Raw genomic sequence first — 14,363 nt, forward strand, 5'->3', positions numbered from 1 at the left:
CCACCAGAAGAAAGAGGAAGCCATGCCTGTTACGGTGATTGACCTATCCAATATGCGGGGTACCGTGAGCAGCGTACAAGATATATTGATTAAGACCGTGGGGGTTACGATCCGCTCCTCAGGCGGGGTGGGAAGTTCTTCTCGCCTTTCTGTCCGTGGCTTGGAGGGTAAGCGTATTGGTTTTTTTATAGACGAACTCCCCTTGAGTGAACAGACAGATTATATTGATATCAACGATATTCCTGTGGATATGATTGACCGTATCGAAATCTACAAAGGAGTAGTTCCTGCCCGCTTCGGAGGGTCTTCTCTTGGAGGAGCGGTCAATATCGTCATTCGTGAATATCCTGAAAAATATGCTGATCTAAGCTATGGGCTAGAGTCCTTCAATACACACAAGCTACAAGCGGTATTCAAGCGCAACCTCAAGGAAAAAGGGCTTACCTTTGGGGTGGGTGGTAGTTATACTACCGCTGATAACAACTATACTTTTGAATCTCCTTACCGCAAGGGCTTATATATCACTCGTAATCATGATAAATACCAGAAAATACTAGTAGGGGGAAGTTTTAAAGCTCACAAATGGTGGTTTGATGAGGTAGAAGTAGAGCCTGTTGTGGTCAAAACTTACAAAGAAATTCAAGGGATAGAGTATGATATCCGTGAGGCACATAGCCGTTCGCTTATGGCTGGACTGGCTACCAAACTCAAGAAGGATAACTTCTTCTTAGAAGGGCTAAATTTTGATATGCTCAACGGCTTAGTATTTACCCAAATGAACTTTATAGATAAGGCTACTCGTCGCTACGAATGGGACGGATCCTCCTACCCTACCCCCTCCCGCTATGGGGGCGAAGCAGGCTACAACTTTCCTTCGGATTCCGATGATAAAAAGTTTTCTTTTGTCAATAAAACCAACTTGGAGTATCTGATAAACGAGCAACATTCACTGAATTTCAATACCGTACTCTCTATTGCCAAAGGTACTCCCAAGGACGAGCTCAAGAGGCTAAGTTTAGGAAAGCAGATCAATTTTGATTCCCATATGCTCAGTTGGGTTAGTGGTCTAACGTATGACTACCGCACTCCAGATGATAGGTTCCTCAACTCCCTTACAGGGCGCTATTATCTCTATACCATGCACACCCAGCGGGCACCCCTTTTCGTGCCTGGTCAGTACGATGTAGATCTGAATAAAAGTAGTTTTGGTATCAATGATGCCTTGCGTTACCGCTTCTCCCCTACCTTTATGGGTAAACTATCGGTAGGTCATGATGTACGTATCCCCACTGAGAATGAACTCTTAGGCGATGGAATTGCTATTGTCCCCAGTGGTGATTTGCTCCCTGAGCGTAATACCAGTGCTAATATAGGTTGTCTCTTTGACTTAGTAGGCAAGCACCCTAGCAATGCCCAAATGGAACTCAACTTTTTCTATATGCACCTAAAGGATATGATTCGTTATACGGCAGGTCTTATTGGTGCCCAATACCAAAACTTCGGAGAGATGCGCACTATGGGAATAGAGTTTGAAGCCAAAGCCGATGTACTCCCCTCTCTCTATGCTTATGTGAATACTACTTACCAAGACCTCAGAGACATTCGCGACTATGAACCTGCCAGTACGGTACCCAACCCTACCAAGGACAAGCGTATGCCGAACATCCCCTATCTTATGGGAAATATAGGGTTAGAGTTTCATCGAGAAAACCTCTTTGGGGGTTTGGGACAAAATACCCGTATCTTCTTGGATTATGCTTTTGTTGAAGAATATTACTATGATTTTGAGATGACCAAGCTCGACAAGCGTCGTATTCCTCGTAGCACAACCTTTGATTTGGGCTTTGAGCATAGTTTTCTCAACAACAAACTCTTTATCTCAGGAAAAATACGCAATCTTACTGACCAAAAAGTACTCACCGAGTTCAACCGTCCCCTCCCAGGTATCAATGGAGGGGTAAAACTCCGTGTTATATTCTAAAATCAACTAAAAATCATATTATCATGTATTCAAAATTTTTCTTAACCCTATGCGCATGTGCGGTACTGGGTACTGCCTGCAAGAAAAACGACAACAACGATCCCAAACCTACACCTCCTGTTGGAGCTAAGGAATATATAGGGAACTACATTCTAAAGACATCTCTAAAAAACGAAGATGGAAAGAGTGGAAGCTCTTATCTACAAGCTATTAACAAACTTAGTGCTACTGAAAGTGTAGATAATTCCAAGGCGGAACAAGTGCCTTATATGTCCAGTGTAATAATCTATGGTAATGAAGTATATTCCCTTGATGCCATAGATGGAGCTTATGGAGTAGTCAAGTTTCAATATGATCGCAGCAATGGAAAACTCACCAAAGGAGCAAAAATGGATACACCTGCACACGCTATGCCTTGCAACTTTGTCAAAGTAAGTGATACCAAGGCTTATCTCCCTTTGTATAACTCAGGAACTGTATGGATATTCAACCCACAAACCATGCAAAAAACAGGAGAGATAGACATCACCTCCTATGCTCATAGTGATAACAGCCCTGATGCTGGCTTCGGTGTAATCCGTGGCAATTATTACTACCTCCCTCTATTGCAGTTAGGTCCCGATTATGCCCCTTATGCAGATCACTTACAAAGTGATGTATTGGTAATCAACACACAAACTGATAAAGTAGAAAAACTCATCTCTGAAACTGCTACCCACTTGGCTATGCCTTCTCAGCCTTCTTATGATAGTTGTATCTTTATGAACGAGAACAAGGATATCTACATTATGTGTGCTGGATATTTTGGCTTCAACCCACAGAATACACACTCAGGTTTTGTTTGCATTCCTAATAAGGGAGATCTTTCCCAAACAAATTTTGACAGTTCTAAATCATGGGACATCTCCTCCACCCCTATAGAAGGTACTCCCTATAAGCCTAACACTATATATAGTGTAGTATATTTAGGAGGCGGCAAAGTAGCTGCTTTTGTATCAGCTGCTGAGCTTAATGTAAAGAATCCTTTTACAGATAAGAATGGTATTGCGGTACTTATGGACTTAAATACTAAAACAATCAAAAAGATAGATGGTATTCCTTATACTGACAGCCATAGTGTAGGTATCGCCAAATATAAGGATCTTGTTATTTTCGGTGTATCTGGCAAAGAGAAAAGAGGGCTATTCGGTTATAACCCTACCACTGGTACTACCCAACAATTACTTACCACCACAGGAGGTGCTGACTTTTTCTATGCATTTGAATAAACTAAAAAATCATCATATCATGTATTCAAAATTTTTCTTAACCTTATGTGCTTGCGCTGTACTGGGTACTGCCTGCAAGAAAGACGAAAAAGAAGAAGAAGCGACAGCTTACACTTCTAAAAGTAGTGGTAAATACCTTTTGGAAACCTCTGTAAAAAATGAAGACGGAATGAGTGGTGTCTCCTACATACAACTCACCGATAAGTTAGAAGGAAGTATAGGCAACGCTCAAGGAGAACAAATAGAATTTGGTGCTTCTGTACAAGTAATCGGTAATGATGTCTATCTCTTTGATACCATGAAAGGTGTCGGAGGAATAACTCATTGGAGTTATAATCCCGCAACTAAAAAACTTACCAAAGGGACTAACCTTCCTGCCCCTGCTGCCTCTATGGTAGGACACCTTGAAAAAGTAAATGATTCCAAGGCTTACTTACCTCTTTATGGTCAAGGAGTAGTATGGATTATCAATCCCAAAACTATGGAAAAAACAGGAGAAATTGCCCTAAACCAATATGCACATGGTGATACCAATCCTGAACCTGCTATGGGGCTTATCCGCGATGGCAAATACTATCTATGCCTAAACCAAGTAGATTCTGGACAGGGCTGGCAACCTTATTCTAACTATCAGCAGAGTGATATAGCAATCATTGATATCCAAACCAATAAGGTAGAGAAAATAGCTTCTGAAAAGGCTACAGGTCTCACTTTCCCTACTCGTCCTATGTCCCAATGTAGTGGCATGCTCTTCACCAACGAAGCGGGAGATCTCTATGCCGCAACAGTAGGATATTTTGGTTTCAACCCTAATAACACCAAGTGTGGCTTTATCTGTATTCCTAAGGGGGCTGCTGAGTTTGATACAAATAAGTCTTGGGATATCTCCACTACTGCCATTGAAGGATACGAGCATAAAGCCTCCACAATCTTAGCTACACAATATGTAGGTAACGACAAGGTAGTCGCTTACGTAGGTATTCGCGAACTTTACACCGATAATCCTTATACATCCAAAAGTGCTTTAGCCATCTTGATTGACCTTAAGAGCAAAACCATCAAGAAGATAGATGGTATTCCTCTCACCGATGGACATAGTGTATTCATTACCAAGATGAAAGATAAGGTTATCTTTGCTGCTTTTGGAACCGATAAGGTAGGTCTATTCTCCTTTGACCCCACAACAGGAGCCGTACAACAACTCCTTAGCACTCAAGGAAACCCCGCTTATTTCCACGCTTTTGAATAGAATTATGAACTTAGGAAAAATACCCGAAACCATGCTCATTACCTTATGGGCAAAAGCTGAAGAACGCCACTACTCTCCTCCCTTTCTCATTGACAAGAAGGCAGAAGAGATGATTCCTCAGATAGATTATGACTTTTCCAAGTTCAGCAAATCCAAATTCAGCCAAGCAGGAGTCTGTCTTAGAGCAAGCCTTATAGATAAGGAAACTCAAACCTTCATCTCTGCCCATCCCGATGCGGTAGTAATACAGTTGGGTGCTGGCTTAGACGCTCGTTACGAACGCCTTGGAAGCCCTGCGGTGACCCATTGGTACGAATTGGACTTACCTGAAGTGATTGAATTGCGTAAAAAGTTCTTCGAGGAGAATGATAGGCGTACCTTTATCTCTCTTTCCCTCTTTGACTACCAATGGATAGAAACCATCAAGGCACATCAGAAGCCGATCCTTATCATCGTAGAGGGGGTACTGATGTACTTTGAGCGTGCACAAGTAAAGGCTTTCTTTGAGAACCTTTGTCAAAAGTGCGAGAAGGCTACCCTTCTCTTTGACATATTGGCTTACAGTCTTGTGGGGCATGCCAAAAATCACGATTCTCTCGGCTCTATGGACAAGGAGCAGCGCCCTGAGTTCAAGTGGAGCGAACTGGATAGCCATATACTTGAGCAGTGGCACCCTCATATCCATATTGGTCAAGAGTACTATATGAGTGACTACAACCGTGGACGTTATCCCTTTATCTTTAGAATGCTCTATAAGCTCCCTTATTTTTACAAACGGTTTAACCAAAGAGTCGTTAAGGCAGTGATAAGTGAAAAATGAAAAGTGAAAAATGAAGAGTAAAAAAAGAGGCTATCCCAAAAGTTAGCCTCTTTTTATAGCTTATTCTACTATTGTGTCTATTTTATCGCAATAAAGCATCTAATTGTGCTTGAGTGATTCGTTTATATACAGTTATATTTCTTCTACCATTTTTTACAGTGGTCAAGGTTAAGTTATCTCCTGTTATAGAAACAAAAATTCTAGTTCCTTCTATTTCAATAGTGGTTTCATTGAGAATAGTAAAAACCTCTCTGTCTGTTTTGTAACGACAAACTCCTGTCTCTTCTTCAAATTCATAGAGTAATGCTTGATTTCCTGTGATTTTCATTGAAATTTTCTTCTGACAATCACCAAGTATTTCTATAACATCATTTTCTATCACAGAAACTACCTGCCAAATCCCATCAAGATTTGCAATTGTTTTTCCTATATTACCGCCCCCATTATTGTTACCTCCTCCATTATTGTTACCTCCCCCATTATTGTTACCTCCTCCATTATTGTTACCTCCTCCATTGTTGTTACCTCCTCCATTGTTGTTGCCACCGCCATTATTAATGGTTGCTAAAATAGCATCTAACTGTGCTTGGTTAATCTTTTTGAAATTTAAGGTTTCCTTCTGTCCATTTTCTTCTATGGTTAGTGTAAGTGTATTGCCTGAAATAGAAAAAGGAATTCCCTTTTCATTTGGATCATTTGCATCCTTGATAAGATTACCTTCTATTTTGTAGGTTTCTACAGCTCTATCATATTCGCAGTGTCCTGTTCCTTCATTCTTATTAAAATCATGAGAAGTCAATTGGTTCTGAGTAAAAACATACACAGATTTTTTTTGACAGTCATTGGGTGTTTGTGGTTGTCCTGCAACTGTAAATGATTCCAATTGCCAAGCCCCTGTAAGGTCTGCTGAAGCATTATCATTCTTCTCACAAGAAGAAAATAGTAAAGCTACAAAAGCTGTTGCCCCTAAAAAAATTCTTTTCATAAAAATCAATATTTCGGTTTTTATAAGGGCAAAGATACTACTTTTTCTGTAATAAAAAACTATTTATAAAAATATTAGCTATTTATCACTTCTCTCTCTTCATTTTTCACTCTTCACTTATTTAGAGCCATAGTAAAACTGTCAGTACCACTGCAAAGATAGCAATTAATGGCCAAACAAACTTAAGCCATTGGTTATAGTTGATATTCACCATAGTCAGTGAAGGGAGTATCATGCCGGTAGGAGTAATCAGCCCCATGATTCCCATACCAAAGAGGTAAGCACTCACTACCTTATCTCCCTCTATTCCTACAACAGTAGCCAAAGCTCCCATGATAGGCATGGTAAGCACTGCCATACCCGAAGAGGAAGCAATAAATAAGCTCAATACAGCAAAAACCAACATGAGTATAGGTAGGAACACCATAGGCGACATACCTTGTACCAACTCAGTAGCATAGTAAAGGATAGTACCTGATATCTGTCCTTCGTTGAGGATAAAAGAAACCCCTCTGGCAATCCCTATGATAAAGGCAACTCCTAAGAGATCTCTCGCCCCTGTAAGGAAATGATCTATAAAGGATTGTTCCCCTGTACGCTGGATTATAGCAATGACAATGGCTGCCACCAAAAAGAGACCTGTCATCTCTTGGAACCACCAGCCCCACTGAGAAACGCCTATAATCATCACTATGAAAGTGAGGGCAAAGATAAATAACTGTATCTTGGTAGAGGATTTGAGTTTCGTGGTAGCTTCAGCCGTATTGGTAGCATAGATTTCAGGAAGTGCTACTCCATAAACTAAAGATTTTTCAGGATGTTTCCTTACCTTTTCCGCATAACGAATGATATACACAATACTGATAACAAGACATAGTACCAAGGCTATAGCACGTATAGGAAGACCTGAAGTCCAGTCCACCCCTGCTGCATCGGAGGCGATAATTACTGCAAACGGATTGGTAGTGGAGGCCATAGAACCTACATTGGCTCCTATATAAATCACCGCCAAAGGCACTAACAGGTCATACCCTGCTGCTAAGAAAATGGGAACTAACATAGGGTAAAAAGCTAAGGTCTCTTCAGCCAAACCAAAAGAAGTACCTCCTAATGCCATAAGAGTAGAGAGCACAATGATAAGTATCCCTTCTTTCCCCTTAAAACGATGTGCCAAATAGCCTACCCCTTCATTGAGTGCCCCTGAACTATTGAAGACGCCAATGAATCCTCCTATAAATAGCACAAAGAGGATCAAGCTCACTGTCTCATAAATTCCCTTGATTGGAGCAAAAAGAATCTCTAAAAAACCCTGAGGTGTAGCTTCCCGCTGCTTGTAGGTGTTAGGAATAGAGATAGGGTTCTTGATTTTCTGCTCCTTAAACTTGTCTAGACTAATGGAGATATTGCGGCTGGTAAGCGCCTCCTTAGTAGCTGCCTCTTCATAGGTCTTGTCTGCACTCTGAATAACAAATACATCTTTGTCCTTATCATACCAGAGAGTATCATAACCTCCTGCAGGTAGTAAATAGGTAAGTGCTGCCGCCAAGCACATCACTATAACAAGGACAGTATAGGGTGTAGGGAATTTCAATTTTTTCATTTCCTTTTAGAGTTATAGAAATTTAGGTTTATAAGGATACAAAATTACAAAAAAATCTTTACTTTCCAATACAGAATGTGAAGTTTAACATATAATTTTTTGTTTATCAATGAATTAAGATATTTTTTGAGGTAAAAAAATGTAAAAACGCAACCAAAATAAAGAAACTAAGGTGAAATAAGGGAAAAAATACTTTGCTTTTTGAGTTATTAAAAAAGTGGTTTTTCCCTCTGTGCAAAGTTACGTATTCTTCGTATTCTAACAAAATTTTTTATATCACATCTTACAAACTTAGAATTTGAGAAGATAAAAAAATTGCTAATAATAGAGTTACTCTGAATTTTATCAATGAGTTAAGAATCTTGCATTTTATAGAATAGTTGTCATCATAAAAATGATTAGATATTTGTAGGAAGCCCCCTAATTTTTATATAACAAGATATTCAAAGCCTATCAATATGAATAAATAGAATTAATCCTTAAAGTATTGAAAATGACTGAAGCTCTTAATTTTTAAACTTAAATATTTACTATTGAAAAGTCCAAAAACAACAAAACTATAAGTCTCTCCTTTTCCAAAATTAAATTTTTCTTTTGTTTTCTTATCTCCTGTCAAATTTATTCTGAAAATACGTTCATCATTTCCCTTGAATATAAGAGATTTTGCCTTAAACTTCTCTTTTGTCTTACTATTTTCTCTTTCTTCAACTTCAGTTTCTTCAATTTCAGCTTTACCATAGATAACAATATACTCATCTTGATATTCAAGCCTGTTTTTTAACAAGTTAGATATATGAACTCTCTTTATAGTATTTACTTCTTGAACTCTATTTTTGTTATTTATAGATTTTTTAGGATTATTATTTATTTCTTGTTTACTTATTAGAGATTCAGTATTTTGTTTACGAAGTAAGTTTAAAGCATTTCTCATATTCATCTCTATTAGAAACTTTAATCGTTCTTCATCTACTTCCTTTTTACTCTCTATAAGTCTTATAACCTCTTCATTAGATATAAGTTCTTCATAAAAAGAACAACCTTCTGAATGGTTTTCTTTATTATTCACCCTAAAAAAAGTTTTCTTTTGTTGTCTTACAATGTGAACAGGAGCTTCACAACACTCAGGGCAATATATTTTTAAACGATGTAATTCATCTTTATATTGTTGAACTGTTATATATTCTCCTGTTTCTTTTACATATGCTGTATTCATATTTTATGTCTGATTATTATTAAATGTTATTATAGCTCTTTTAGAGCGACTTTCTACAATAGGAGATATTGTGCTATCATTTATTATTTCTTCATAATTTGAAATGAAAGCATCTGATATTTGAATTGTTATTTCTCCCATCTTAAAAGTTTGATTATGAATAACTATCTCATCTAAGTTTTCAGTGAAACGCAATACAAAATCATCTTTATACTTTGTATAGTCAAAGCGTTCTGGTTTTAAAGGAATCTTAGGATTATTCTCCTCAATAGAGTTATTTTCAAATTTTGCAATAATTATCTCTAAAAGATTATAATTATTAGTAGTAACATCACTAATTTTTATATTGGGAAAACGAAAATTAGCTAACTTTTCAACTTCCTTTAATTTTTTGAAATAAATTAAATAAAAGCTAATTGATTTAGAAAGAGAAATAGCCTCTTCTCCAAATCTACCATCAAAGACTCTTTGCCCTTCTACATAAACAGAAAAAGGCTGCCCCTTTATAAGATGTTCAACTAATTCAAGAAATATTATTTGCTTAGAAATATTATTTATTTCTTGCGATAGTGTATATGAGAATGTAGTTTCTTCATTACTTATTGTTGGAGAATTTATAATTTCTAATTCATTACCATAAAGTTGAGCTATAACCTTTAGTTTTATATCAGTGTTACCTAAAGAGAAAATTTTTAACCCTACATCATTAAATTCTTTACCATTTTCAAAAATAATATCGACTTGCTTATCAAAAAAGGGAGTTAGGGCAATCTTTAGATTTTTAACATCATCAATATCTCTAAAATTGATACCATTTATATCAAGATTAAATGCAGTTAGATTTTCCTCATCAATAATTATTTCTTCAGAAACTTCACCTTTATTTATTAAAGCATCTAACTTATGTATTTCTTCGGATGAACTACTGACAGAAAAAGTCATTTTAATCTTTGTGTCTTTACCTTCTATCCCTGTAAGATTTTTTACAATATTTTTCTCTATTGAAGAATCTACTTCTATTTCTGATTTCAATCCAAAATTACCTATAAACTCAGAATAAATATCAGATGAGATATATTTATCCTCAAAGTTCTTTTTGATATTTTTCTTTAGATATTCTATTAGCTCTTCAAAGAGTTCTTCTCCTGTAAGAGAAATAGGATGTATATTTACTCTATTTAATTTTTTTGATTTAGTAGTAGATATATTCGGAGCTACAAAATAACATTCTTTACCATTTTCTCCTATTTTGTCTCTTATTTTATTGAAAACGACCTCAACATTGGTATCCTCTAAACTATACCCAATGAATAGAATGCTCTTAGTAGCAATTATTCCTTTGATAACACTCCAAATTGTATTTTGTTCTGTATCTTTGCTAAAAAAATTATTATAATCTGACTCTGTTATAATTATGGAATTAGGAGCTGATAAATCTCCGTGTATTTTAAAAAGATTTACTTTTTTATCATCTATATATGGAGTGTGGTCGTCTGAGAAAATTACATTTAGTTTATTGTTATCATAGACGCTCTCAAATAAACTATCATAGTTAGTTGTTATTATATTTCTGAAATGAGGTATTTGAGAAATAACCTTATGCGTTTCTGTTGATAAAAAATTTCCTGTAAAAATTCTTTTTAAAGTTTGGACAATATAGTTTCTATTCCCTTTAAGCGTACAAATTTCATCTGCCAAATGAGATAGGTCTGATTCTTCTCCAACTTCTTCTTTTTCTAAAGGAGTTAGACCTTTGTATAGAATCTCCCTAAGCTGTACTCCTGATGGCAGACCAGCATACAAAGACAAGCCAGCTCCTGCCCAAAGAACCACCTCTCCTTTACTTATAGCCTGAAATAGACTTTCTTTATACATATTCTCGATAGATTCCATAACAATGATTACTTGTTTTGTTTAATTTCTATTTCTATACCTAATTGTTCAGCAAGAGCCCTTATTTTTTCTTCACTTTTTTCTCTCTCCTTATCAGGAAATTTTTCATAGTACATTTCTATTAATTTATTCCTTAATATAGGCTCATCTATTAACTTTATAGTTTTTAAAATATCTTCCTTATCTTGAGTTATCCATCTAATCACCTCATTAATCTTGTTCTTGGCAAACTCACCTATAAGATTTTCCATAAAGAAAGAATTAGCTAATAGAGTAGTTATATTAGCTCCAAAAGTTTTAAAATCCTTTTTTTCTCCTAAAAATAGAACATTTTGCTTTGGTATATCTGATAATATAAAAGGAGAATGTGTACAGAATAAAATATTAATTCCTTTTATTTTAGGTATATGGTTGCCTTTTTTCAAACTATCAAGACGTTCCAAGAGTTCAAATACAAATCTTCTCTGATATTCAGGATGAAAATAAAGCTCTATCTCATCAAAAATAATATTGATGTACTCATATTTATTTTTTGACTCTTTTGAGTTATGTACAGAATTGACATTAAGTATATGATACAATACAGACTGCATTGTATGTACTAAATGTTGTTCTCCTGAACTCATAACATTTATATTTGATACTGAATCATTACTTTTTGTATCATTCTTTACATTAATAATAAAGCGATAGCAACCAATAGGAATTAACTCATCTTTTTTAGGATTAGAAGTATTAACTTCTTTAATCCTTTTTATAAGGTCATCTATTTTGAGTTTAAAGTGTAATACTCCATTCTCTTTTTCCTCCCATTTAGAGTCTTTATCCTCTAATAGATTAAAGCGTATGATATTAAGTACTTGTCTTAATTTTAGAGTAATATGACTTTTATCATCAGCAAGTTTTTCTAAGAACTTTTGAGAAACTTTATTACCTTCAAAAGGAGCTATATCTCTATATTCTTTATAGACCTCTGAAATCTTTTTAATTTTGCATAGTATATAGTTCATTAAGTCCTCAAAATGAGGGTTTTCTTTTTCTTTATCTTTCTCTAATATATGATTTTCTTTGTAAAGTTTTTCATATATTTCATCAAAAGTAGCTTTACTACTTTCTACTATTATATTCTCCTTTTCTTTTTTATCTTTGTATTTTTTAGAATCTAATTCAAAACAAACAGAATCAATTTCTTTACCGCTAAGAATCTCTTTATTATCAGTTAATAGAATATTTGTTATTAATCTTGTTTGAGCAAGGTGTAATTCTGAATTTACATTTATATTACCTTCTCTTCTATAAGGATTGATGACTAAAGGAGTTTGATAACCATCATTTTTATGAAATAGAGCAGAAATCCAATTACCTAAAACCTTCTCATTAAGTCCATATAAAGAATAATTAACAGCTATAGTATAGAAGAAAAAATCTTTTAAAACTTCGTCATTTTCCTTCGTTGTTTTAGTCTCATCATTAATATTATAACACTTTACTTCAGAGTTTGTTATTTCAATTTCATAGTAATTGTTCCCTATATTATAAAAGATTGCTACTTTCAATCCTTCTACATCTACCATTTCATCATATAAGATTTTTTGACTTATAGCAATCACATAACAAGAAGCATATAAAAGTTCTAACAAACTACTCTTACCGCTCCCATTCTTTCCTACTAATGCAGAAATCTGTATGTCTAACCCTGATTTTTCGTATAGATTTTCAGGGACAGAATCTTCACATTTAATTTCTGTAACCTTTCCATCTTGGTTCTCAAAGAAAGAGTAATCATTATAGAATTTGTATATTCTATCTTCTTCTAAGTTCTTTAAGAATCTTGCACTACATCCTTTAAGTGGTCTGATGGCTAATAATTTAAAACTCATTCTATTTAAATAATTCCTAACTCTGTTAATATATCTTTTTTCAATTTGCTAAGAGGTCGTCTATCAAATTTATCTTCTTCATAATGAACTCCAAAAGCCAAGCGGTAAACTTCCTCTTTGCTGAGGTTTACCCCCTTTAAAGAATCATTGAGAATCTCAATATATTTATCGGAATAGGCTTGACGTATTTTTATTAAATCTTTCACTTCATCTTCGTGAGCTTGATAGATATTTTCTAACTCAAATATTTTTAATGACTCTTCAAATTTTTCTTTCTCATCGAACTCTCCTCTGAAACCAAATTTAATTTTATAACTATCATAATCCTTTAGTTCATAGCTGAATATTGGATGAAAATTATTTATAGGATTATATGGATGAAAATGATATTTTAAATCAGGTTTTATTTTCCCTTTTAGATTACTATTACATATATGACAACTTGGGATTAAGTTGTAAAAAGATAGAGCTAATAATGGATATTGACTTTTAGGAAACCAATGGTCAAATTCAGGACGAATTATTTTTTCTCCTAATTCTCCTATAACTGTTTTAGTATACATACGATTACAATAAGGACAAGTAGGAATGTCTAATTTTTCTGCTAAATCATATATGTCATATTGCTTATTTCTTTTTTTAGAAAATTTACCATAGTCAAATATATCTTCTATTTCTACATATATATTATCAAATATATTTCTTAAACGCCTCTTCTCCTCAGGTTGATTTATTTTAGTAATATCATTATATGCTTCCCAATCTTCTATTTTAAAATTTTCAATAACATTTTGAAAAAATAATTGGTTTAGTTGAAGTAGCTCTTCAGGCAAGCCTCCTAAAATACACTTTATTCTATCTTCTGTTAAAAAGGATTTTATTCCTGAATTATCTGAATCAGAAACAGATTTTAAAATTTTAGGAGTAAGACATTTTATATGATGTTCCCTTGCTTCTATTATATTAGACTTAGTAATATCTATTGGTATCATTTTTTAGTTTTTTTAGATTTTCTAATCTTTTTATCTCATCATCTATCACTTTGTTATAAAAAGTATTATCAGGTAGTAACTCGGTTATCATCTCTGAGAGCTTTAACTTAATTACTCTTTCATCTATCAATTCTATTACCTTTTTGTAATATGCTAATTTCTCTTCATCTATCTTGGTCTTATTCCTATTTTCATTAATCCACGTAATAACCTCATTAATCTTGCTTTTAGCAAAATCGCCTATTAGTCCATCTTTTATGAAAAATGAATCAGCTAATAAGTCTGTTATGTTAGCTCCAAATGTTTTTTGAACCTCTGATGAAATTCTACATTTCCCCTCTTCTGCTTTCTCTAAGAATATTACATTATGCTTTGGAATATCAGACAAAGTTAAGGGGTCGTGAGTTGTTAAGATGATTTGCAAATTAGGTTTAGGAGTTAGTCCTTCAAAAAAATAAGGAACAGACTTCAGTATAATATCA

The 14,363-nt window shown here is 34.6% G+C and carries 10 protein-coding genes and 1 pseudogene; 4 read left to right on the forward strand and 7 right to left on the reverse strand.

The annotated features are described in order from the left end of the window. From Q0625_RS14070 to Q0625_RS14085, 4 genes are all read left to right on the forward strand, one after another. A partial coding sequence (locus Q0625_RS14070; RefSeq protein WP_298828623.1) for a TonB-dependent receptor occupies nucleotides 1-1,981 on the forward strand: 1,981 nt, incomplete at its 5' end. 23 nt (nucleotides 1,982-2,004) lie between these two features. After that, entirely contained in the window at nucleotides 2,005-3,249 is a 1,245-nt protein-coding gene (locus Q0625_RS14075; RefSeq protein WP_298828626.1) for a hypothetical protein, read from the forward strand. A gap of 19 nt (nucleotides 3,250-3,268) precedes the next feature. Beyond that, nucleotides 3,269-4,498, forward strand: a complete 1,230-nt coding sequence (locus tag Q0625_RS14080; RefSeq protein ID WP_298828632.1) for a hypothetical protein — start codon at nucleotides 3,269-3,271, stop codon at nucleotides 4,496-4,498. Nucleotides 4,499-4,529: 31 nt separating this feature from the next. After that, nucleotides 4,530-5,318 (forward strand): class I SAM-dependent methyltransferase, encoded by a 789-nt coding sequence (locus Q0625_RS14085; protein WP_298828645.1) that lies wholly within the window; start codon nucleotides 4,530-4,532, stop codon nucleotides 5,316-5,318. A gap of 82 nt (nucleotides 5,319-5,400) precedes the next feature. Here the strand turns inward: Q0625_RS14085 and Q0625_RS14090 are convergent, their stop codons facing one another. The 7 genes and pseudogenes from Q0625_RS14090 to Q0625_RS14120 all read right to left on the reverse strand — a co-directional run. Next, entirely contained in the window at nucleotides 5,401-6,303 is a 903-nt protein-coding gene (locus Q0625_RS14090; protein ID WP_298828634.1) for a lipocalin family protein, read from the reverse strand. A 121-nt stretch (nucleotides 6,304-6,424) separates the two neighbouring features. Then, nucleotides 6,425-7,903, reverse strand: a complete 1,479-nt coding sequence (locus Q0625_RS14095; protein ID WP_298828636.1) for a YfcC family protein — start codon at nucleotides 7,901-7,903, stop codon at nucleotides 6,425-6,427. Nucleotides 7,904-8,375: 472 nt separating this feature from the next. Further along, nucleotides 8,376-9,116 (reverse strand): hypothetical protein, encoded by a 741-nt coding sequence (locus Q0625_RS14100; RefSeq protein ID WP_298828638.1) that lies wholly within the window; start codon nucleotides 9,114-9,116, stop codon nucleotides 8,376-8,378. A gap of 3 nt (nucleotides 9,117-9,119) precedes the next feature. Further along, a complete protein-coding gene (locus Q0625_RS14105; protein ID WP_298828639.1) occupies nucleotides 9,120-11,009 on the reverse strand; it encodes an SIR2 family protein in 1,890 nt (629 codons plus the stop codon). A gap of 8 nt (nucleotides 11,010-11,017) precedes the next feature. Continuing rightward, nucleotides 11,018-12,889, reverse strand: a complete 1,872-nt coding sequence (locus Q0625_RS14110; RefSeq protein ID WP_298828641.1) for an AAA family ATPase — start codon at nucleotides 12,887-12,889, stop codon at nucleotides 11,018-11,020. A gap of 5 nt (nucleotides 12,890-12,894) precedes the next feature. Next, nucleotides 12,895-13,881 (reverse strand): hypothetical protein, encoded by a 987-nt coding sequence (locus Q0625_RS14115; protein WP_298828643.1) that lies wholly within the window; start codon nucleotides 13,879-13,881, stop codon nucleotides 12,895-12,897. After that, nucleotides 13,859-14,363 (reverse strand): annotated as a pseudogene (locus tag Q0625_RS14120) (hypothetical protein); the annotation flags it as partial. The gene Q0625_RS14115 and the pseudogene Q0625_RS14120, both read right to left, overlap by 23 nt.

This window comes from uncultured Capnocytophaga sp. (assembly GCF_938029845.1).
In the GTDB taxonomy this organism is placed as follows: Bacteria; Bacteroidota; Bacteroidia; order Flavobacteriales; family Flavobacteriaceae; genus Capnocytophaga.